Here is a 21,714-nt window from a genome sequence, read left to right as displayed (position 1 = left end):
CGAAAGCCGTGACGAAGCTCCGGCCCTCGCTGGACCCTTGCGGGCCTGCCGGGTATTAATAGAGTGTTAACCCGCAAGCGATCCGTCAATAGGCCCCATTTATGCCCGCGAGACAGTATCCCTTCATTGATATCGCCGTGCATGCGCGGGTGCGGGAGCATTTTGCCCGCGGCGACGCGGCGATCCTGTTTTCGCGGGACTTCGCACGCATTCTCTGGGCCAACGACCAGGGCGCGGCCTTTTTCGGCGCCGGTTCGATCTATGATTTCATCGATGCAGGACCGGACCAGGGCGACCTGTCGCTGCGTCAGCTCAAGGCCGCGGGAGCGCAGCTCGTGCGCGCCGGCGACCGGCGCCAGCTTTCCATCCGCAAGTTCTCGGGCTTCCGCGGCACGCCGCTCAACGTGAGCGTGGAGATGATCCGCGTGCGCCCGGACGAGGACGCCGTACTCTTTACCGCACCGCATTCTGGCGCGCCGCTGTCGCTTGAGGATCGCGCTGCACGCATGATCGCCGGCCTGGACGGGCCGGACACCCACATGGCCGTTCTCGACGGCAACGGCGGCATCATCGCGCACTCGCCGGGCTTCATCGATCTCGGCATGTCGGACGAGACGCGCAAGCAGCTCGTCGACGCCGTCGGCCGGGACCATGACTGGCTGATCAAGCGCCCGGTCGCAACGCGGAAAGGGCACCTGCCGGCCGCGGTCGGCAAGATCGCCGACGAGCCGTCGCTGCACCTGCTCTTTGCTGTCGAGACCATTCTCGGCACGCTCGATCCGGACGAAGAGACTGAGGCTGCGCAAGCGTTGCCGGTCCTGCCGCCGGCCAGGGAACTGGAGCCGACCGCAGAGACACCCGCCCCCATTTCAGCGGTTCCGGAGGCAACGGTTCCTGAGGCGGCGGCGCCAGAGGCAGCGGACACCGTCGAACCGGCCGAAGCGCTGGATGAAAGCGCTATACCAGCCGAAGACGCTGCCCCGGCCGACGCATTCGAACAGGTGGAGCCTGCCGAAGCTGATGCCGCGCAGGACGATGGCGACCTTGAGAACGCAGACGTCGACGTCGCTGCAGACGAGGTCGTTCTGCCGGAAGAACCGGAGGCGGTTGCCGCTGCAGATCCGCAGGCGCTTGTGGCTGCAGATGCGGACATTACGGTGCTGGGCGCGGAGCCAACGGAAGAGGACGGCGAACAGGCGCCTGCGGTCGCGACCGACGTGACCGCGGCCGAGACGCCGGCCGCCGCCGAAATTTCGTTGACGGAAGAGGTCGTTCGCGAGGTCGAGACGATCGAGGCCGCCAAGACCGCCCCGTCCGAACAGGCCGACTTCGCGTTCGTGCCCGGTGCTCGCGCGGTGCGCTTCGTCTGGAAGATCGACGCCGAAGGCCGCTTCAGCGAGATCTCCGAGGAATTCGCCACCGCCGTCGGCCCGCGCGCCGCCGATGTGATCGGAACCACCTTCAATGAAGTGGCGGCACGCTACGGCCTCGATCCTGACCAGAAGATCGGCGCGCTGCTGCAGCGCCGCGACACCTGGTCGGGCAAGACGATTTTCTGGCCCGTGCAGGGCACGAGCCTCAAGGTTCCGGTCGATCTGGCGGCGCTGCCCACCTACTCGCGCTCCCGCGAATTCGACGGCTTCCGCGGTTTCGGCATCGTGCGTCTTGCCGATGCCGTCGAAGACGAACACGCCAACGGCCTGACATTCGACGCCGCAACGGACATGGCGGAGGAACCGGACGCGGAAGCGACGTTGCCGGAAGATCACGCGCATCTTCCAGCTACCGGCTCCGAGATCGAGGAACGGCCCTCAGACGAGGTGCAGGTCGTCGAACAGCCGTCGTCAGAAGCGGAAGCCGAACCTGCCGCAACGGTGCAGGGTCACGACGCGACCCAAGACCAAGCCCTCTCCACCCGTGTGGATGAGGCAGAGCCGGACCACGCGGCCGAAGTCGCCTCGGATGAACACGACGCGGCACCGGAGGATCCCTTCCAGGGAGAGCGCCCTGCCCTGCAGCTGGTCGATACGACCGAGCCTCCAGCCTCCGACAAGATCGTCGAACTCGAGAAACATCGCGCCGCAACCGCGCTAACGCGCGGCGAACAGGCGGCGTTCCGCGAAATCGCGCGGCAACTGGGCGAGCATTTCGGCAAGCCGACGGAAACCGCGCCGGTCGAGGAAAACGACGCGCCGGCCGATGCGAGCACACCCTTGCCGGTGGACGCGCACGAAACCGTCTCGTCCTCGACGCCAGCGGCAGAAGAGCAGCCTGGCGCGGAAGAAACCGAAGCGGAGACCGACGACGGGGTGGCCGAGGACGAGCAGGCGAGCGTGCATCTCCAGCCGCAAGCGGCCGATATCGGCCTCAGCGGCGAGATCCTCGACAGCCTGCCGATCGGCATGCTTGTGCATCGCGGTGAAGAACTGCTGCACGCCAATCCGGAATTCCTGCGGCTCACCGCCTATGGCGACCTCGACGACTTCGTCCAGGAAGGCGGCCTCGACGCGCTCTTTGCCAACGGCGAAGAGGCGACCGACCAGGAACCCGACGGCACGATGATGCTGATCCGCAAGGACGGCCAGATGCGTCCGGTCACCGCACGCCTGCACACGATCCGCTGGGACGGCCGGAGCGCGCTGATGCTGGCGCTGACGCCGGCAGCCGCGAACATGCCATCAAGCAAGCTCGACCAGGCCATCGCCGATGACGACGTCGATCGCCTGAAGACGGAAATCGACGAGCTGAAATCGATCCTCGAAACCGCGACGGACGGCGTCGTCGTTCTCGGCCATGACGGCGACATCCGCTCGATGAACCGCTCGGCAAGCGCGCTCTTCAACTATGACGAGGGCGAGATCCGCGGCAAACCTTTCGCCGCGCTCTTCGCCCACGAAAGCCAGAAGGCAGTCATCGACTACCTGCACGGGCTTTCCGGCCACGGTGTCGCGAGTGTTCTGAACGACGGACGCGAGGTGATCGGCCGTGAAGCGAACGGCGGCTTCATTCCGCTGTTCATGACCATCGGGCGGCTTTCGGCCTCCAACGGCTTTTGCGCCGTCATCCGCGACATCACGCAGTGGAAGCGCACGGAAGAGGAACTCCGCAACGCGAAGCGCGCCGCGGAAACGGCCAATGCCCACAAGACCGAGTTTCTCGCTCGCGTCAGCCACGAAATCCGCACGCCGCTCAACGCGATCATCGGCTTTTCCGACATGATGGCGAGCGAGCATTTCGGCCCGGTCGGCCACCCGCGCTACATCGAATATGCCGGCGACATCGGCCGATCCGGTCGCCACGTGCTCGATATCGTCAACGATCTGCTCGACATCTCGAAGATCGAGGCCGGCGAAATGGAGCTCGACTTCGGCGCCGTGGAGATCAACGACGCGGTCTCGGAAGCCGTGTCGCTCGTCCAGCCGCAGGCCAACAGCCAGCGCGTCATCATCCGCACCTCGCTGTCGGCGGCGGTGCCCAACGTCGTTGCCGACGGCCGGTCGATCAAGCAGATCGCGCTCAACATTCTGGCGAATGCCATCCGCTTCACGCCCTCGGGTGGCCAGATCGTGGTGTCGACCTCCTACGAGGCCAATGGCAGCGTCATGCTGCGGATCCGCGATACCGGCGTCGGCATGACCCGCGGCGAACTGGACCAGGCGATGAAACCGTTCCGGCAGGTGACGACGGGCGCGCGCAAGCGTGGCGACGGCACCGGGCTCGGCCTGCCTCTGACCAAGGCGATGGCAGAGGCGAACCGCGCCCACTTCTCGATCACCTCGGCGCCGAACGAGGGAACGCTGGTGGAAATTTCCTTCCCGTCACAACGCGTCTTGGCGAACTGAGGCCGGATGCTATAAGGAAATGTTGACTTGTGGTGGCCAGTTTGCTGGCCGCCACTGGCCATGTCCTGCCGTCATGCCGCGGAATCGATCGATTGCAGTCCACATCTCAGAGCATCAAGCGCCGCCATGCGCGTGCCGGAACCGGTCTTTCGCATCCCCTGCTGGCGACCTGGGCCGGATTGACATCGCTCATCGTGCTGATGCCGATCGTCGCGATCGCCTGGCTGGCGATCTCGGGCGGCGGCGGCGACTGGCCGCATCTGATGCAGAACGTCATTCCGCGCGCCACCGGGCGCACGCTGCTCTTGATCTCGCTGACGGGTGCCGCGACCGCCTTCGTCGGCATTCTCACCGCCTGGCTTGTCGCGAGCTGCGAGTTTCCGCTGCGACGCTTCCTGTCAGCCGCTCTGGTCTTGCCCCTCGCAATCCCCGCCTATCTCGCGGCCTATGCATTCGGTGAGCTTTTCACCTTTACCGGGCCGGTGCAGGGACTGATCCGCGCGATCTTCGGCTTCAAGACGAGCCGTGACTACTGGTTTCCGGATATCCGCTCGCTCGGCGGCGCCGTGCTGGTGCTGAGCTCGGTTCTCTATCCCTATATCTATCTCGCCTGCCGCTCGATGTTCCTGATGCAGGGGCGTGCCGCCGCCGATGTCGCGCGCACGCTCGGTGCCGGGCCGCTCAAGGTCTTCTTCCGCATCCAGATCCCGATGGCCCGCCCGGCCATCATGATCGGCCTGACGCTGGTGGCGATGGAAACTCTGAACGACATCGGTGCGGTCGAATTCCTCGGCGTGCAGACGCTGACCTTCTCGATCTTCGACACCTGGCTCAACCGCGGCAGCCTTGCGGGCGCTGCACAGATCGCCTGCATCATGCTGGTCTTCGTCATCGGCCTGATGATGATCGAGCGGGCCGCGCGTCGGCGCCAGCGCTTCTCCAGCCAGAAGACGACATCCGCCGTCCACGACGCCGCCCGGCTCGCGCTGTCCGGCTGGAAGAAGTGGGCCGCCATGGTCGCCTGCCTGCTGCCGGTGCTTTCAGGCTTTGCCGTTCCCGTGCTGATCCTCGGCAATTTTGCGCTCAAGCGCATTGACCAGTTCATCGAGCCGCGGCTGCTCAACGCGCTGTTCCACAGCATCCTCGTTTCGGGCGCCACCGCAACGGTTACCGTTCTGCTTGGTTTCGTGCTCGCCTATGCGGCGCGCACGGGACATTCGCGGGTGAGCGACATCGCCGGGCGCCTCGCCTCCTTCGGCTATGGCGTGCCAGGCACCGTTCTTGCGATCGGCGTGCTCTTCCCACTGGCCGCTCTCGACAACATCATCGATGCCGGCATGCGCGATACGTTCGGTGTTTCCACTGGGCTGATGATGACCGGCACCGGTTTTGCGATCATCTACGCCTGCAGCGTGCGCTTCCTCACCATGGCCGAGGGCTCGCTCGAAGCCGGTTTCCAGAAGCTTTCGCCGCATCTCGACATGGCGGCGCGCGCGCTCGGCCGCACCGGCGGCCAGACCCTGCGCACCGTCCTTCTGCCGATGATGCGCCCGGCGGTGCTGACCGCCGCGCTCCTCGTCTTCATCGAGACGATGAAGGAGCTTTCGGCGACGATCATGCTCAGGCCCTTCAACTTCAACACGCTGGCGACGCTCGTCTATGAGGACGCGTCCCGGGCCAAGGTCGAAGACGCTTCAGTCGCCGCGATGATCATCGTTGTCGCCGGCATGATCCCGGTCATCCTCGTGTCGCGGTCGCTTGAGCGCCGCTCCTGAGCCTCGTTCAGCAAGGCCCGGGCAGACGAGAAACGCATAAAAAAAAGGTGGCTGGGAGGCCACCTCGATAGTTGAATGCTAAACCAACAATCGCTCGAGAAGTAACGACGTCATGTCTGCGACGGCATCTCTGCCGAACGCCGATCCAACATCGATCGGCCTCAAGTTGGCATGACCATGCGCCCCCAATCCTTAACAAGACCTTACCCGCCGGATCCGCAATTTTAGGGATTTTTCAGCAAGTCTGAAGCCTTGGTTAATTCCAACGACGCGAATCCGTTAACGCGCCCTCAATTTTTAAGGGCATCCAGTCCAGCATAAAGATCGAGCGCTTCCGGGTTGGCGAGCGCCTCCTTGTTCTTCACCGGACGGCCATGCACGACATCGCGGACGGCAAGCTCGACGATCTTGCCGGACTTCGTGCGCGGGATATCGGCGACCGCGATCACCTTTGCCGGCACATGGCGCGGCGAGGCGCCGACGCGGATGCGGTTCTTGATCGCCTTGGTCAGGTCGTCGGTCAGGGTAACGCCGGCGGCAAGGCGAACGAAGAGAACGACGCGCACGTCGTCTTCCCAGTCCTGCCCGATGCAGAGCGCCTCTGCGACCTCCTCCATCTGCTCGACCTGATTATAGATCTCCGCCGTGCCGATGCGCACCCCGCCGGGGTTCAAGGTTGCGTCCGATCGCCCGTGGATGATGATGCCGCCATGTTCTGTCCATTCGGCGAAGTCGCCATGGCACCAGACATTGTCGAAACGCTCGAAATAGGCGGCGCGATACTTCGCGCCTTCAGGGTCGTTCCAGAACATCACCGGCATCGACGGGAAGGCCTTGGTGCAGACGAGTTCCCCCTTCTCACCGCGCACCGATTGCCCTTCGTCGTTCCAGACGTCGATCGCGAGACCAAGACCCGGCCCCTGGATCTCGCCGCGCCAGACCGGCTTCAGCGGGTTGCCGAGGACGAAGCAGGAAACGATGTCGGTACCGCCCGAGATCGAGGCAAGCTGGACGTCCGACTTGATGCCCTCGTAGACGAAGGAGAAGCCTTCCGGCGACAGCGGCGAACCGGTCGAGGTCAATAGCCGAAGGGTGGAGAGATCATGCGTGTTGGCCGGGACGAAGCCGCCCTTGCGCACGGCGTCGATGTATTTCGCCGAGGTGCCGAACACCGCGAACTTCTCGGCCGCGGCATAGTCGAAGAGCACGTTGCCGTCGGGATAGAAGGGCGAGCCGTCGAACAGGCAGAGGGTGGCGCCGACGGCCAGGCCCGACACCAGCCAGTTCCACATCATCCAGCCGCAGGTGGTGAAATAGAAGAGCTTTTCGCCGCGACGAAGGCCGCAGTGGAAACGATGCTCCTTCAGGTGCTGCAGAAGCGTGCCGCCGGCCGAATGCACGATGCATTTGGGAACGCCCGTCGTGCCCGAGGAAAACAGCACATAGAGCGGATGACCGAAAGGCAAGCGCTCGAAGGTCAGAGTTGCTGCCGCAAACGGTGCGATGAAATCGTCGAGCGTCGCGCCACCCTCGATCGAGGCCGCGAGTGCCGCGCTGTCGCCGGCATAGGGAACGATCAGCGCCGGCACGCCAAGCGCCTTGGAGACCGCGCGAACCTTGGCGTCGACGTCCTGGCGCTTGCCATTGTACCAATAGCCGTCGCAGCTGATGAACAGCTTCGGCGTGATCTGGCCGAAACGATCAAGAACGCCCTGCTCGCCGAAATCGGGAGAACAGGACGACCAGATCGCGCCGATCGAGGCGGTCGCCAACATCAAGGCGATGGTCTCGGGCATGTTCGGCATCATCGCTGCAACGCGGTCGCCAGGGCCGATACCTTCAGCCTTCAGCGCCTGCTGCAGGCGCGATACCAGCGCGCGAAGTTCGTCCCACGAGAGGCGATAGTCGACCTTGTCTTCACCGCGGAAGACGAGCGCGTCGCCGTCGCCGGTCTCGCGAAGAAGGTTCTCGGCAAAGTTCAGCTTCGCCTCCGGGAAGAAGCGGGCATCGAGCATGCGGTCGCCGTTGACGAGGGCTGTCGCGCCGCGTTCGCCGATGACGCCGCAGTGTTCCCAGACCGCGGTCCAGAAGTCGCCGCGCTCGGCCACCGACCAGGCGTGGAAAGCATCATAATCCGCAAAAGTCCTGCCGAAGCGTTTGCTGCTCCAGGCGATGAATTCGGCCATGGGGCTATGCGCAAGGATTTCCGGACCCGGAACCCACAACGGCTGCTCTGCGTGCATGCTTTCCTCCACTCCTGCTCCATGCCCTCTATACCATGCTGCATCGCAAAATAAACAGCACCGGCAAGCGCCTCGTCATCGCGTGGACGACATTTACCTGTCTGTTGCCTGTCCGTCGCATTTGATTTCTGAAGACCGAAGGCCTATCCAAGCTCACGTGACCCAAGCGACGGCGACCAGGCGGACATGAGACGTAAATTTCTGCATATGATGCGCGACATACGCCTGTTGTCGCGGCTGCGGCGCCGCCATTTCCTGTGGCCGGCCGCAATCGGCGTCGGGCTTGCAGCCGGCTACAACGCCGTCCTGCCTCTGCTGATTTCGACCACCAACGTGCGCCCGACCGTAGAACACATGCTGGATGCCTGGTCTGGCGGCAAAAGTCGGATCGCGGGGAATCCCGAGATCAGCTTCTGGCCGGAACCGACGCTGACGCTCCGCTCGGCGACGATCGAAACGACGGACGGATCGTCCCGCAAGCTCGCGCATATCGGCAGCATAACCGCGACGTTCAGCCTGTTCTCGGCGATCGACGGCACGCCGGCGCTGCATGATGTCCGGCTGGTTGAGCCGGTCGTCACGCTCGAGCGGCGCACGGACGGCACACTTAACTGGCGGCGGCCGCACTGGCTGAATACGCCGGACGTGCAGGCCGCCGACAAGGATACGCCGTTCGGCGACATCACAGTCGAAAACGGCCGCCTGCAGATCATCGACCTCGTCACCAACCAGACACGGGAATTTTCCGGCATATCCGGAACCGTCTCCTGGCCGTCGTTCACCAAGCAGCTCAGCGCCCGGCTTTCCGGCACCCTTGCCGGACAGGTGGTGGCCTGGACGCTCGAATGCAACGAACCGCTGATGCTGCTGACGGGCCGCAACGCGGCACTGAAGACGTCGCTATCCTCGGCGGCGGTCAATCTCTCGTTCGAAGGCAACGGCAATCTCTCCCAGACACCGGCCGCCGCGGGACGGCTGCAGGTTTCGACGGCCTCACTGCAGGCCCTTGCCGCCTGGTACAGGGGCAAGGCGGCAGGCACCCTGCCGGACAGCGGCTTCAGCCTGAGTGCCAACATCACCAGCGGCAAGGCCTCGCTGAAGCTCGACGAACTTCATCTGACGCTCGGCGGCGCCAACGCGACCGGCATCCTCGACATCTCCACGCCGATCGATGATACCCACCGCGTCGAAGGCACGCTCGCCTTCGACCGCATCGATCTCAACGGACTGCAGCCGTTCATCGACCCGCTGGAGCCGGACGAACTCAGGCAACAACTCGGCGATGCGTTCATGCGCAGCTGGCGTGCTGATGTGCGGCTGTCGGCGCAGGAGGCGCTGGTCGGCCCGCTGCGGCTCGAAGATCTCGCCGCCGGGGTCATCTTCGATCACGGGCACGCCTCCGTCAACGTCGCCGACAGCACCTATGCCAATGGCCGGCTCAGCGGCCGGCTCGCCGCTTCGGAAGAGGGTCTGGCCGGCGGCGGCAGGCTGGAACTGGTGCTGAAAAATGCCGACCTTGCTGCAGCCCTTGCAGACTTCGGCTTCACCGGCCCGATCCCAACCGGCCGGGGCAATGTCAATCTGGACCTTACGACGCAACACCCGTTCTGGCGCGCGCAGGTGGCCGAGGCTTCCGGCCGCATCAGACTTTCGCTTGCCAATGGCAACCTCACCGGCTTCGACGCTAATGCCTTTGCGAACCTTGTGCGGGCCGGCGAATTCTTTTCGCTGTCGCAGGCGAGCGACGGCAACTTCGCCTTCCAGACGGCGGACATCGAAGCCAGCTTCGAGGAAGGGTCGGCGCGGCTCAACCGGGCGCTCTTTGCCGGCCAGACCGGCAATCTCTCGGTCAACGGCGTCATTCCCTATCGCAGCGGCAGCCTGGCGCTTGCGGGCACCTACATCGACACGCTGAACGCCGGGCAAAGGCTGCGTTTCTTCGTCGGCGGTTCCTGGCCGAATGCGGTGATCTCGCCCCTGTCGGTTCTCGGCGAACCCAACTGAAAACGGCCGGTGTCAGGGACACCGGCCGCTGGTTTCATAAACGGGCCTTGGCGATGGCGCAGCGGATCAGGACTGGGCGAAGGCGGCCCGCTCGTCCCGTTCGCGTTGCGCTTCGCGCTGCTTGGTGACAACAGAGGCAACCACCACGCCGATCGCGACCACGCCGATGAGAATGGTGCAGATCGCGTTGATTTCCGGCGTCACGCCCAGCCGCACCTGGCTGTAGATCTTCATCGGCAGCGTCGTGGCGCCCGGTCCCGTGGTGAAGCTCGAGATCACCAGATCGTCCAGCGACAGCGTGAAGGCGAGAACCCAGCCGGAAAACACCGCGGGCGCAATGACCGGAAGGGTGATCGAGAAGAAGGTCGTCACCGGCGTGGCGCCGAGATCGAGAGCCGCCTCTTCGATCGACCGGTCGAAGCTGAGCAACCGCGACTGCACCACAACGGCAACGAAGCACATGGTGAAGGTGATGTGCGCCAGCGTGATCGTCCAGAAGCCGCGGTCGAGACCGATGGCAACGAATAGCAACAGCAACGACAGGCCGGTGATCACCTCGGGCATGACGAGCGGCGCATAGACCATGCCGGAAAACAGCATTCGGCCACGGAAGCGGGTGTAGCGGACGAGCGCCAAAGCCGCGAGCGTACCGAGCACGGTGGCGAAGGTCGCAGAGATCAGCGCTACGCGGATCGTCACCCAGGCGGCATCGAGCAGCGCCTGATTGTGCCAGAGCTGCGCGTACCACTTGGTCGAAAACCCGGCCCAGACGGTGACGAGTTTCGATTCGTTGAAGGAGAAGATCACCAGAAGCACGATCGGCAGGTAGAGGAAGCCAAAGCCGAGCACGATCGAGGCGATGTTGAAGCGTGACCAGTTGCCCATGTCCTACCTCCCCTCGCTGTCGGCTTTGGCCTGGGCGTTCTGGAAGTAGACGATCGGTAACACCAGGATCAGAAGCAGGATCGTCGCCACGGCCGAGGAAACCGGCCAGTCGCGGTTGGCATTGAACTCGTTCCAGAGCGTCTTGCCGATCATCAACGTCTCCGAACCGCCGAGCAGGTCGGGGATAACGAATTCGCCGACGGCAGGGATGAAGACCAGCAGGCAGCCGGCGACGACGCCCGCCAGCGACATCGGGAAGGTCACGCGCCAGAAGGCGGTAAACGGCGTGCAGCCGAGGTCGAGTGCCGCCTCTGTCAGGGTGTGATCCATCTTCTCGAGCGACGAATAGATCGGCAGCACCATGAACGGCAGGTAGGAATAGACGATGCCGATGTAGATCGCCCAATTGGTGTTGAGGATGATCAGCGGCTGGTCGATGACGTTGATGCTCAGCAGGAACTGGTTGAGCAACCCTTCGGGTTTCAGGATCGCGATCCAGGCGTAGACGCGGATCAGGAAGCTCGTCCAGAACGGCAGGATCACGAGCATCAGCAACGTCGGGCGAATGGTCTTCGGCGCCTTCGCCATGCCGTAGGCAACCGGATAGGCGATCAGCAGCGTCAGCACGGTCGAAACCGCCGCGATGATGACGCTCGAGACATAGGCGTTGAAGTAGAGGACATCCTCCGTCAGCCAGACGTAGTTGTCGAACGAGAACTCTTTCGCCTTTTCAAGGATGCCGGACAAGCCACCGAAGAGATCGAAGACCGGCGTGTAGGGCGGCATCGCCACCGCCGTCTGCGACAGCGAGATGCGGAAGACGATGAAGAACGGGATCAGAAAGAAAAACAGCAGCCAAGCATAGGGGATGATGATGACGAGGCGGCTGAAAAGAGCGGATGCGACACGGGTCATGGCCTCAATCCTTCAGAACGACACCGGCGTCTTCGCCGAAGGAAACCCAGACCTCCTGGTCGTAGCCGAGCGGATCCTCGACCGCGCGCACCGCATTCAGCGACGACGCCTTGATCACGCGTCCATCCTTCAGGCGTACGTGGAAGACGGTCATGTCGCCGAGATAGCCGATATCCCAGATCTCGCCCTGAACGGCGTTGACGGGCGCATGGGCCGGCGCCTGACGGCTGACGCGGATCTTTTCCGGGCGGACGGCGACGGCCGACTTGCCGCCGGCAGCCGGCGTCTCGGGCGATGCCATGCGGATGGGGAAGCCGTTCGTGCCTTCAAGGCGCACATAACCGCCCTCGGCCCCGGAGACCGCGCCCTCGAAAATGTTGACGTCGCCGATGAAGTCCGCGACGAAGCGCGAGTTCGGCGCCTCGTAGATTTCGGCAGGGGTCGCCACCTGGATGACCTTGCCGTGGCTCATCACCGCGATGCGGTCGGCCATGGTCATCGCCTCTTCCTGGTCGTGGGTGACGACGACGAAGGTGAGGCCGAGTTCCTGCTGCAGATCCATCAGTTCGAACTGGGTTTCCTCGCGCAGCTTCTTGTCGAGCGCGCCGAGCGGTTCGTCGAGGAGCAGCACCTTCGGCCGCTTGGCGAGCGAGCGGGCAAGCGCGACGCGCTGGCGCTGACCGCCTGAAAGTTGGTGCGGCTTGCGCTGGGAGAACTTCTCGAGCTTCACCAGCTTCAGCATCTGGGCGACGCGCTCGGCAATATCCGCCTTCGGCATGCCATCCTGCTTCAGGCCGAAGGCGATGTTCTTCTCCACGTTCATATGCGGGAAGAGCGCGTAGGACTGGAACATCATGTTGACCGGACGCTTGTAGGGCGGAATTCCGGCCAGGCTCTGCCCGTCGAGGATGATCTCGCCCGACGTCGGCTGTTCGAAGCCGGCGAGCATGCGCAGAAGCGTCGACTTTCCGCAGCCGGACGCACCCAGCAGCGCAAAGAACTCGCGCGTGTAGATATCCAGCGAAAGGTCGTCGACGGCGGTGAAATCGCCGAACCGCTTGGTCACGTTCTTGAAGGAAATGAATGGCTTGGAAGCGGGATCCGCCCAAGGGGCAAAGGACCGCCGGATACTGCCGAGAGACTTCATCATCTATCCCCGAATGATACAGCCGATGGGCACTCTCGTTTTCCCCGGTGCCCCCTTAAGAAAATTGCCCGGATTTTGAGGTCCGGGCAATTCGTTTTCCGCTCTTACTGGCCGGTTACGACCTTTGTCCAGAGTCGGGTCAACACCCTCTGTTCTTTCGCCTCGAAGGGCGTCACCGTGAACAGTTTCTGCATCACCTCGTCCGACGGATAGATGGCGCTGTCTTCCAAAACAGCCTTGTCAAGAAACTGCTGCGAGGCCTTATTGCCGTTGGCGTAGAAGACGTAGTTCGATGCCTTGGCCACGACTTCGGGCTTCATCATGTAGTTGAGGAAGGCGTGCGCCTCCTCGACGTGCGGTGCATCAGCCGGGATCGCAAGCATGTCGAACCACATCTGCGCGCCCTGGGACGGGATCGCGTAGTCGACGGTCACACCGGCCTTGGCTTCGGCCGCACGGTCGCGGGCCTGGAAGACGTCGCCGGAAAAGCCGATTGCAAGGCAGATGTCGCCGTTGGCAAGCGCATTGATGTATTCCGACGAATGGAACTTGCGCACGTTGGGACGGATGCTCGCCAGCAGCTCAGCGGCCTTTTCCAGATCGGCCGCCTCGTGGCTATCCGGATTGAGGCCGAGATAGGCAAGCGCCGAAGGCATGACGTCGGTCGGGGAATCGAGGATGTGGATGCCGCAATCCTTGAACTTCGCCGCCAGTTCCGGCTTGAAGATGACGTCCCAGTTAGGCTTCTCGTCGGTACCGAGGATCGCCTTCATCTTGTCGACGTTGTAGCCGATGCCGGTCGTGCCCCACATGTAGTCGATGGCATAGTCGTTGCCCGGATCGTACTTGGCCGTACGCTCCATGATCACATCCCACATGTTGGAAAGGTTCGGCAGCTTCGACTTGTCGAGCTTCTGGAACACGCCCGCGGCGATCTGCCGCTGCAGGAAGGTTGCCGTCGGCACCACCACGTCGTAGCCGGAGCCCCCGGCAAGCAGCTTCGTCTCCAGGATCTCGTTGCTGTCGAAGACGTCGTAGACGACCTTGATGCCGGTCTCCTTGGTGAAATCTTCCAGAATGCTGCTGTCGATATAGTCCGACCAGTTGTAGACGTTGACCACGCGCTCCTGCGCGGAGGCCAGCATGGTCGAGCCGGCCAGAACGGCTGCCGCCAGGGTTGTGACGATGAGCTTGGACATACAACTCCCCTCTTGGTTTTTTCGTATCGGGCCCGGCACACCGGGACACCCTCCAATCCGCTTCGTTCAGGCCGGAGGTTAGGCATCTTTCTCGATAACCTCAAGCGCTTTCGTGCCGATAAGAAGCGCCGCCCTGTGAGCCCGTCAGTTTCACAAGTCGAAGAAAAACGGGCACTTATGGCGGCTGGCTTCCAGCCTGTCGTCCTCGACCCGGCCGCGGCGGCACCGTTAACCATAGCTTTGCCGCCTCTGTACGGACCGCCATTTACGATTGATTAACCATGATCGCCATGCGATTTTCCCGACAGTAGCGGTGAAGGATCTCAGGTGTCGTCATGGGTGAGCAGGTCGTCGGCGGGAAGAGCCGCAGGGTCGATCCGAAGCAGTTGAAGCGCCTGTCGGTGCTCGAGCCGCGAAAGGCCCTTGCGGCAATCGCATTCGACTGGGCGTTGATCGCATCAGCCATCGCCGTCAGCGAGTATTTCGGCAACCTCCTCGTCTACCTCGTTGCCGTGGTGCTGATTGCCGGACGCATGCATGCGCTCGGCTGCATGATCCACGAGGCTGCGCACTACCGCATCATCCGCAACCGGAAACTCAGCGACTGGATGAGCGACCTGTTGCTCGCCTGGCCGGTGCTGGCCACCGTCGACGGCTATCGCCAGAACCATCTCGCCCACCATCAGCATGCCAATACCGACGAGGATCCGGACTGGACGGCGAAGCTCGGCATGCCGCAATTCACCTTTCCGCAAAAGGTCGCGCGCGGCATCACGCAACTGCTCGGCTATCTCGTCGCGATCAATTCGCTGCGCGACATGCTGCACATGGCCAAGCGCATGGGGAAGAACGATCGCTCGACGCTTCAGTACAAGCTGCTGCGCATCGGCTTCTACGTCGCCGCCGCCGCGATCTTCACGTTCTTCGGCATCTGGCGGGAAGTGGCGCTCTACTGGGTGGTGCCGTTCCTCACCTTCTTCTGCCTGTTCCTTTATATACGCAGCGTCGCCGAGCATTTCGGCAGTATGGACTACAGCGATGAACTGACGAGTTCACGCACCGTCTATCCGCATGCCTGGGAGAAGCTGTTCTTCGCACCCCACAACATCAACTACCACCTGGAGCACCATCTCTATCCGGGCGTACCGTTCTACAATTTGCCGGAACTGCACGCGCTCCTGATGCGCAACACGGCCTATGCCGACAAGGCGCACATCACCCGCGGCTACACGACGGGACTGCCGGCAGAATGCTTCGCGGTGAATGCGCCGCTTCTGCCCAACCAGCACCCCGTCAGCTACTGAAAATCGAAGACGCTGAGCCCCGTCGCCATTTCGTCGAGGCCGAGCGGCCGGGTGACCGGCGGCTCGGCGCGTGCCAGACAGCCCTGACGCTCGCAGAGCCGGCAGGCGGCACCGATCGCGATTGCCGGCGGCAGCGCGGCTCCATAGACGGTCTCGTCGGCAACCGACGCCTCGCAGCCAAGAAGAAGCGCCGTGCGCCGGACGCGCTCATGGAACGCCGCCTGCGGCCCCTCCAGCGTGCGCGCCACCGTCAGGAACGCGGCACCGTCGGGCATTTCGACACGATCGACCAGGACCTGCCCCGGCACCGAGAAGGCGGCGTGGATATTGAGCTTCGGACAGCCACCACCGAATTTCGCCTGCGGAAAGCCCGATGCGCCGGCCCGCCGCAACCGGTGGCCGGCATTGTCGATTTCCATCAGGAAGAACGGCAACCCCTGGGCACCCGGGCGCTGCAGCATGGTCAGCCGGTTGGCGGCCTGCTCGAACGAGACCTGGAAGCGAGCGCGCAGGACATCGATGTCGTACTTCGCCCGCTGCGCGGCGGCAAGGAAAGCGGCATAGGGCATCATCAGCGCGTGCGCGCCATAGCGCGCCAGCTCGAAGCGAGCGATTCGGCGCGCTTCGGCCGTCGAGAGCCTTAACATCCCAAGCTCCGCCGTGATCGCCTCATGACAGGCAATCGACACGGCCTCCATGGCGATCTCGCGCAACTGGTCGTAGGGCGACAGCCGCTCGGAGACGAAGAGGCGCATGGAGTGCCTGTCGAAGCGACGGCGCAGGTTCGGCATGGCGTGCACCGGCAGGCTGCGCACGACGAGGCCGTGCTCCTTCTTCAGCCAGGCCTTGAGCGCGCCGATCAGATCGTCACCCGGCGACAGCGCCTCGTGGAAGGCTTCCGCCGCCGCCTCGATGCCGGCGAAATAATTCGGCCGCCCCTCGAAGGTTTCGCGCACCTCGTCCATCGGCAGCCGCGTACCCGAAAGCGCCTCCATGTGCCCCTGCCCCGCCAGAAGGTCCGCCAGATCCTTGAGGCGTGAGGCCTGTTCGCGATAGGCGCGATAGAGCTTGACGACGCCGCCGGCGGCATTGGGGGCAGCTTCCGCCACCTCGATCAGCTCCTGCTCTCCCGGCAACTCGGCCGACAGCAGCGGATCGGCGAAAACCTCGCGCAATTGCGTGAGGCTGCCGCCGGTTTCGCCCTGCAATTCGTCGAGATCGACCTTGTAGACCGAGGCAAGCTTCAAAAGCAGTTGCACCGTCAGCGGCCGCTGGTTTCGCTCGATCAGATTGAGGTAGGACGGCGAGATGCCCAGCGCCTCGGCCATGGCCGTCTGGGTCAGCGACAGGCCATTGCGAATGCGCCTGACCCGCGGACCGGCAAAGATCTTGTTCTCGGCCATTTGTAACTACCTTTACAATCCGCGCGACCCAGAGCGCTTTACATTTTTTACAAATTTACTTCGTCACCTTGTCAAAGGCAAGACAAGATAACCCTTTTGATCTCAACAGTTCATTGTTTCCAATAGCCGAATACTGCAGCGCAATGTAAAAACTGTCACATGAACTCTAAACACAAGGCGCCATACGACAAAAGTCGAATGGGTGTTTGATTTTGACAGGAGGAAGTAATGACTGATTTTTACAAGCTCGTCCCCAGCGCACCGCAAGGCCGCTTCGATGGCGTCGATCGCCCCTACACCGCAGAGACCGTGAAGCGGCTGCGCGGGTCGGTCGAAATCCGCTATTCGCTGGCCGAAATGGGCGCGAACCGCTTGTGGAAACTCATTCACGAGGACGACTTCGTCAACGCGCTCGGCGCGCTCTCCGGCAACCAGGCCATGCAGATGGTCCGCGCCGGCCTGAAGGCCATCTATCTCTCCGGCTGGCAGGTTGCGGCCGATGCCAACACCGCTTCGGCCATGTATCCGGACCAGTCGCTCTATCCGGCCAATGCCGCGCCTGAGCTTGCCAAGCGCATCATGCGCACGCTGCAGCGCGCCGACCAGATCGAGACCTCCGAAGGCAAAGGCCTTTCGGTCGACACCTGGTTCGCACCGATCGTCGCGGACGCCGAAGCCGGCTTCGGCGGCCCTCTCAACGCCTTCGAGATCATGAAGGCCTTCATCGAGGCAGGGGCTGCCGGCGTCCACTACGAGGACCAGCTTGCGTCTGAAAAGAAGTGCGGCCATCTCGGTGGCAAGGTGCTGATCCCGACGGCGGCCCATATCCGCAATCTGAACGCGGCCCGGCTTGCCGCCGACGTCATGGGAACGCCGACGCTGGTCATCGCCCGCACCGATGCGGAAGCGGCCAAGCTCTTGACCTCCGATATCGACGAGCGCGATCGCCCCTTCGTCGATTACGACGCCGGGCGCACGGTCGAAGGCTTCTACCAGGTGAAGAACGGGCTTGAGCCCTGCATCGCCCGCGCGGTCGCCTATGCGCCGCATTGCGACCTCATCTGGTGCGAAACCTCGAAGCCGGACCTCGAGCAGGCCCGCAAGTTCGCCGAGGGCGTGCACAAGGTGCATCCGGGCAAGCTGCTCGCCTACAATTGCTCGCCGTCGTTCAACTGGAAAAAGAACCTCGACGACGCGACGATCGCCAAGTTCCAGCGGGAGCTCGGCGCGATGGGCTACAAGTTCCAGTTCATCACGCTGGCCGGCTTCCACCAGCTGAACTTCGGCATGTTCGAACTGGCGCGCGGCTACAAGGCACGGCAGATGGCCGCCTATTCGGAGCTGCAGGAGGCGGAATTCGCCGCCGAGGTCAACGGCTACACCGCCACCAAGCACCAGCGCGAAGTCGGCACCGGCTATTTCGACGCCGTCTCGATGGCGATCACCGGCGGCCAGTCCTCGACAACAGCGATGAAGGAATCGACCGAGCACGATCAGTTCCGCCCGGCCGCAGAGTGAAAGCCCGGCGGGAGCGTGGCAATCCCTGCCCGCTGCGCTCCTGCCGACCCCTCGTAAATGAAATGGATGCGGGCGGAAAACCGCAAGCACGCTCCAGCCTCGAACCTCAAGGAGAAGTCCAATGACAGTCCAGACACGCGTCAAGGAACGGGCCGAGGAACAGTCTTCGGCGATGACCCCGGACCAGCAGGCGGCAATCCGCATGGTCGCCAACGACCTGCATCGCCTCAACCAGTCCGTGATGAAGGCCGTCGATGCCGGCGTTTCCGTCGAGCTCGTGCGCTCGGCCCGCCACCACGGCGGCGAAGGCAACTGGGGCGACCTGCTGATCCCGGTTATCGTCACCCAGGGCCGGCCATGACGCTCGCCACAACGCTGTTTGCGGCGATCCTGCTGTCGCCGCTACCGCTCTGCCACACAGCTGTGGCAACCAAGGGTTGATTATATCGAAAGCGATTGAATGTGGGAGAAATTGGAATGGCCGGCGCTTTGCCGGCTATTCTGCGTTGTCAGGATGGTATCGCACGCAACGAATGCTTGTCTCCGCTATTTCAGGTTGATCGAATCTGCGATGCCTGGCTATATTAGGCATACCTGTCTTAGGCAAAGGCACGCATGTATCGTTCGACGAAACCTGCAGATACCGCCGAACTGACGGAGCTGATCTACGGCGCCGCCTTTGGCGATTGCGGCTGGCAGGATTTTCTCGACCGGCTGACGACGACCATGCCCAACGGGCGTTCCGCGCTCCATTACCATGACCTCGCGTCGCCATCGGCCTGCGTGCCCTATGTCTCCGGCTTTACCCCCGATGCCATCGACCAGTTCAACGATCACTTTGCGGCGATCAACCCCTGGATACCGAAATCGGTTCTCGTGCCGGTGGGGCGCGGCCTCTCGGGAGAGCATATCGTCTCGCGCGCGGAGCTGACGAAATCGGAATTCTACAATGACTGGCTGAAGCGCCAGACCGGCAGCGAGACCACGGTCGGCGTGACCATCGTGCGCAGCCCGACGCGGACCTTGCTCCTGTCGACCTGCACCTCTTCGACGGACGAGGACCTCAACCAGCAGGCGGCCGACCAGTATACGCACCTTGCACCCCACCTGAAGCGCGCCTTCGACTTCCTGCGGCGGCGCGATCTGATGATGGCAGAGCAGCACGAAGGCCGCACGCTGCTCGATACGATCGGCGTCGGCGTGATCTATGTGGGCGAAAATCTGCGCATCCGCTCGATGAACCACAACGCCGAACGGATGGCGGCGAACGGCTCGCCGTTCCGGATCGCGGTCAACGGCCGTCTGTTCATGGACGAACCGGAAAGCAATGCGGCACTCGAGCTTCTGGCCTCGCCGGTCGGCGCCCCGGCGCAGCCGCAGTTGCGCGTCGTCAGGACCGCCGAACACGGCGCCTTCCGCGTTACCCTGGTCCGGCGAAACGCCACCATCTTTACCGAGCTTCTCGACGGGCCGACGGTTGCGGTTCTGATCGAGCCTGCAACGTCGCTCATCGGCGATCTCAGGCACGACCATCTGAAGGACAATTACGGCCTGACCCCGGCTGAAATCCGCATTGCCTGCGGCATCGCCGCCGGCCTGACGCTGAAGGAAATGTCGCAGGCCAACGGCGTCAGCTACGAGACGACCCGGACACAGCTCAAAAGCATCTATGCCAAGACCCGGGTCAATTCGCAGGCCGCACTCGTCAAGCTGCTGATGCGCTGATCCGTACCCACGAAGCACCCAGGCGGCGGCGTTCCCTGCAACCGGAGCCAACAGTGGCTTGCCTGTCTCAGCTGCGGCGCGGTCGCTTTCCGGCAAAGATATCCACGTGACTGCGCAAAAGCTTCGTCATGCGATCGACCACCGTTCGTATCTCCTTGCGATGCCTGTCCTCATTGTTCATGACGATCCATTGCCGGTGCCGGAGCGCCGGGATCTCCTCGCCGGCGCGCTCCAGCATCGGATCGAGATCGCCGACGAAGCAGGGAAGCACCGCACAGCCGGCGCCGGCGCGTGCGAGATCGAGCAGCGAGCGCGGCCGCGTGACCGTGGCGACGATCCGTCCCTCCCAGCCCCCCTTCATCTGCTCGTGCGGCCAGCGCAGATAGGCAGAAATCGCCTCCTCCTCGCCGACGGCCACCCATCGCGCACTCGCGCCCGGCGGCGCGTTCTTCTGGCGATAGGCGGCATAGGCGACGTCGCCGACCGGACTTGCCGCCAGATAGGCCTCCTCCGGCTCGAAGGCGCGGATGCCGATGTCGGTCTCGCGGTAGGCGAGGCTGGCGCGTGTCTCGCCGACCGTGATCGCCAGGCTGAAGCCGTCCCTTTCGGTGCAGAGCGCCGGAAAATTCTCCGCCAGCAGCCAGGCGATCCAGGTGCCGACGGTGATGCGGACTGTCGCGCCCTCGCCTTCCTGGCGCCAGCTCTCGACCCGGCGCGCCGCCGATTCCATTTCCTGAAGCTGCTCGAACAGAAGTTCGCCATCGCCGGTGAGCTGGTAGCCGGTCTGGCTGCGCAGAAACAGCGTGCGGCCGGTGCGTTCCTCAAGCTCCAGCATCCGCCGGCCGACCGTCGCCGGGCTGGACCCGAGCGCCTGCGCTGCTCCGGTGAGCCCGCCGGCGCGTGCCACGCTCATGAAACAGCGATAGATATCCCAATCCATGTCTTTCATCGGTGAAAAACATAGAGCGATATCCAATGTATGTAAAACTGGTTTTGCTGCATAAAAGAAGTGATGCCCATCAACCAAGGAGCATCACGATGGAATCGATGGCAATGGTCTTCATAGTGGATCTGGCGCTCAAGAACCGCCGCTGGGACGCGGATTTCGACCCGAAGCCGCCGGGCTTTCTCAAGCGCAGCATCGCAGCGCTTGCCGCCAGACTTGCCGGGCACGGGATGAGAAATTCCGGCGCCGATAAAAAAAGCACCGCGAAGCCCTGCGGCCACGCGGTGCAATGTTAGCCCCTGCCCTTGTTATATCGCACGGCATCGGGTGCCGTGCTTTCGGCTAGCGACGTTGCCTGCCGCCAGCGAAACCCTTTGCCGGACGCCTCAGGCTGCCCGGTAGGTGTCGTAGTCTTCCGCCGCCGGCTCCAGCCGGAACTGCTCGACCAGCATCATCAGCGTGTCGGCCTGGTTTGAGAGCGCGCGGCTCGTCGCCGTCGCCTCTTCCACCATCGAGGCGTTCTGCTGCGTCATCTGGTCCATCTGGTTGACCGAGCCATTGACCTCGTTGAGCGCTACGGCCTGATCCCGGCTTGCGGTCGCAATCATCTCGACATGCTGGCTGACGGTGACGATCTGGGCGCTGATCGAGGCGAGCACTTCGCCGGTTTCCTTGACCAGGTGCGAACCGGCATTGACCTCGTTCGTCGACTTGTTGATGAGCCCCTTGATCTCACGCGCGGCCTCCGCCGAGCGCTGCGCCAGTTCACGCACTTCCTGGGCGACGACGGCAAAGCCCTTGCCGGCTT

16 protein-coding genes are annotated in these 21,714 nt (G+C 63.3%); 8 read left to right on the top strand and 8 right to left on the bottom strand.

The genetic code is table 11. From position 1 onward, the window contains the following. Positions 1-101 precede the first annotated feature (101 nt). Positions 102-3,842: an ATP-binding protein gene (locus tag L981_RS16295; RefSeq protein ID WP_043618228.1), complete on the top strand. Its 3,741-nt coding sequence runs from the start codon at positions 102-104 to the stop codon at positions 3,840-3,842. 92 nt (positions 3,843-3,934) lie between these two features. Beyond that, positions 3,935-5,617, top strand: a complete 1,683-nt coding sequence (locus tag L981_RS16290) for an iron ABC transporter permease (RefSeq protein WP_043618225.1) — start codon at positions 3,935-3,937, stop codon at positions 5,615-5,617. Between the two features lie 290 nt (positions 5,618-5,907). On the opposite strand, the gene L981_RS16285 is transcribed toward L981_RS16290, so the two are convergent. Further along, complete coding sequence (locus tag L981_RS16285) at positions 5,908-7,860, bottom strand: acetoacetate--CoA ligase (RefSeq protein WP_043618222.1); 1,953 nt, start codon at positions 7,858-7,860, stop codon at positions 5,908-5,910. A gap of 186 nt (positions 7,861-8,046) precedes the next feature. Here L981_RS16285 and L981_RS16280 point away from each other — a divergent pair, with 186 nt between their 5' ends. After that, positions 8,047-9,864, top strand: coding sequence for an AsmA-like C-terminal region-containing protein (locus tag L981_RS16280; protein ID WP_043618219.1), 1,818 nt, complete (start codon positions 8,047-8,049; stop codon positions 9,862-9,864). A 66-nt stretch (positions 9,865-9,930) separates the two neighbouring features. On the opposite strand, the gene L981_RS16275 is transcribed toward L981_RS16280, so the two are convergent. The 4 genes from L981_RS16275 to L981_RS16260 form a co-directional block, all read right to left on the bottom strand. Continuing rightward, positions 9,931-10,749 carry an ABC transporter permease subunit gene (locus L981_RS16275; protein WP_043618216.1) on the bottom strand — a complete coding sequence of 273 codons (819 nt, stop codon included), beginning with the start codon at positions 10,747-10,749 and terminating at the stop codon, positions 9,931-9,933. 3 nt (positions 10,750-10,752) lie between these two features. After that, a complete protein-coding gene (locus tag L981_RS16270; RefSeq protein ID WP_043618213.1) occupies positions 10,753-11,664 on the bottom strand; it encodes an ABC transporter permease subunit in 912 nt (303 codons plus the stop codon). Positions 11,665-11,668: 4 nt separating this feature from the next. After that, positions 11,669-12,811, bottom strand: a complete 1,143-nt coding sequence (locus tag L981_RS16265; RefSeq protein WP_043618396.1) for an ABC transporter ATP-binding protein — start codon at positions 12,809-12,811, stop codon at positions 11,669-11,671. A 104-nt stretch (positions 12,812-12,915) separates the two neighbouring features. Continuing rightward, positions 12,916-14,010 (bottom strand): polyamine ABC transporter substrate-binding protein, encoded by a 1,095-nt coding sequence (locus tag L981_RS16260; protein ID WP_043618210.1) that lies wholly within the window; start codon positions 14,008-14,010, stop codon positions 12,916-12,918. Positions 14,011-14,345: 335 nt separating this feature from the next. Here L981_RS16260 and L981_RS16255 point away from each other — a divergent pair, with 335 nt between their 5' ends. Next, positions 14,346-15,314, top strand: coding sequence for a fatty acid desaturase family protein (locus tag L981_RS16255; RefSeq protein ID WP_043618207.1), 969 nt, complete (start codon positions 14,346-14,348; stop codon positions 15,312-15,314). On the opposite strand, the gene L981_RS16250 is transcribed toward L981_RS16255, so the two are convergent. Continuing rightward, the gene (locus L981_RS16250) at positions 15,308-16,717 is read right to left on the bottom strand and encodes a short-chain fatty acyl-CoA regulator family protein (RefSeq protein ID WP_043618204.1); all 1,410 of its coding nucleotides are present in this window, start codon (positions 16,715-16,717) and stop codon (positions 15,308-15,310) included. The genes L981_RS16255 and L981_RS16250 overlap by 7 nt on opposite strands. A 228-nt stretch (positions 16,718-16,945) precedes the next feature. Between L981_RS16250 and aceA the strand changes: the two genes are divergently transcribed. The 3 genes from aceA (at position 16,946) to L981_RS16235 (ending at position 19,960) form a co-directional block, all read left to right on the top strand. Continuing rightward, positions 16,946-18,235, top strand: coding sequence for an isocitrate lyase (gene aceA, locus L981_RS16245; protein ID WP_043618202.1), 1,290 nt, complete (start codon positions 16,946-16,948; stop codon positions 18,233-18,235). 121 nt (positions 18,236-18,356) lie between these two features. After that, positions 18,357-18,596, top strand: coding sequence for a hypothetical protein (locus tag L981_RS16240; protein ID WP_034800815.1), 240 nt, complete (start codon positions 18,357-18,359; stop codon positions 18,594-18,596). Between the two features lie 254 nt (positions 18,597-18,850). After that, entirely contained in the window at positions 18,851-19,960 is a 1,110-nt protein-coding gene (locus L981_RS16235) for a helix-turn-helix transcriptional regulator (RefSeq protein ID WP_043618197.1), read from the top strand. Positions 19,961-20,027: 67 nt separating this feature from the next. Here L981_RS16235 and L981_RS16230 read toward each other — a convergent pair whose 3' ends face one another. Next, positions 20,028-20,909: a LysR family transcriptional regulator gene (locus L981_RS16230; RefSeq protein WP_043618194.1), complete on the bottom strand. Its 882-nt coding sequence runs from the start codon at positions 20,907-20,909 to the stop codon at positions 20,028-20,030. A 26-nt stretch (positions 20,910-20,935) separates the two neighbouring features. Between L981_RS16230 and L981_RS16225 the strand changes: the two genes are divergently transcribed. After that, the gene (locus L981_RS16225) at positions 20,936-21,202 is read left to right on the top strand and encodes a hypothetical protein (RefSeq protein ID WP_156134120.1); all 267 of its coding nucleotides are present in this window, start codon (positions 20,936-20,938) and stop codon (positions 21,200-21,202) included. Positions 21,203-21,292: 90 nt separating this feature from the next. Here L981_RS16225 and L981_RS16220 read toward each other — a convergent pair. After that, positions 21,293-21,714, bottom strand: a 422-nt coding sequence (locus L981_RS16220) for a methyl-accepting chemotaxis protein (RefSeq protein ID WP_043618190.1), incomplete at its 5' end; no start/stop codon positions are given.

Origin of the sequence: Ensifer sp. ZNC0028 (assembly GCF_000799055.1) — a bacterium.
Taxonomy (GTDB): domain Bacteria; phylum Pseudomonadota; class Alphaproteobacteria; order Rhizobiales; family Rhizobiaceae; genus Ensifer.
The sequence above is the reverse complement of the archived record's forward strand: the minus strand, read 5'-3'. Positions and strand labels throughout refer to the sequence as shown.

Coding starts and splice junctions, on each gene's coding strand:
- L981_RS16265 (WP_043618396.1), bottom strand. CDS start 12,811: ATGAAGTCTCTCGGCAGTATCCGGCGGTCCTTTGCCCCTTGGGCGGAT.
- L981_RS16250 (WP_043618204.1), bottom strand. CDS start 16,717: ATGGCCGAGAACAAGATCTTTGCCGGTCCGCGGGTCAGGCGCATTCGC.
- L981_RS16235 (WP_043618197.1), top strand. CDS start 18,851: ATGTATCGTTCGACGAAACCTGCAGATACCGCCGAACTGACGGAGCTG.
- L981_RS16260 (WP_043618210.1), bottom strand. CDS start 14,010: ATGTCCAAGCTCATCGTCACAACCCTGGCGGCAGCCGTTCTGGCCGGC.
- aceA (WP_043618202.1), top strand. CDS start 16,946: ATGACTGATTTTTACAAGCTCGTCCCCAGCGCACCGCAAGGCCGCTTC.
- L981_RS16295 (WP_043618228.1), top strand. CDS start 102: ATGCCCGCGAGACAGTATCCCTTCATTGATATCGCCGTGCATGCGCGG.
- L981_RS16240 (WP_034800815.1), top strand. CDS start 18,357: ATGACAGTCCAGACACGCGTCAAGGAACGGGCCGAGGAACAGTCTTCG.
- L981_RS16280 (WP_043618219.1), top strand. CDS start 8,047: ATGAGACGTAAATTTCTGCATATGATGCGCGACATACGCCTGTTGTCG.
- L981_RS16275 (WP_043618216.1), bottom strand. CDS start 10,749: ATGGGCAACTGGTCACGCTTCAACATCGCCTCGATCGTGCTCGGCTTT.
- L981_RS16230 (WP_043618194.1), bottom strand. CDS start 20,909: ATGAAAGACATGGATTGGGATATCTATCGCTGTTTCATGAGCGTGGCA.
- L981_RS16255 (WP_043618207.1), top strand. CDS start 14,346: ATGGGTGAGCAGGTCGTCGGCGGGAAGAGCCGCAGGGTCGATCCGAAG.
- L981_RS16225 (WP_156134120.1), top strand. CDS start 20,936: ATGTATGTAAAACTGGTTTTGCTGCATAAAAGAAGTGATGCCCATCAA.
- L981_RS16270 (WP_043618213.1), bottom strand. CDS start 11,664: ATGACCCGTGTCGCATCCGCTCTTTTCAGCCGCCTCGTCATCATCATC.
- L981_RS16285 (WP_043618222.1), bottom strand. CDS start 7,860: ATGCACGCAGAGCAGCCGTTGTGGGTTCCGGGTCCGGAAATCCTTGCG.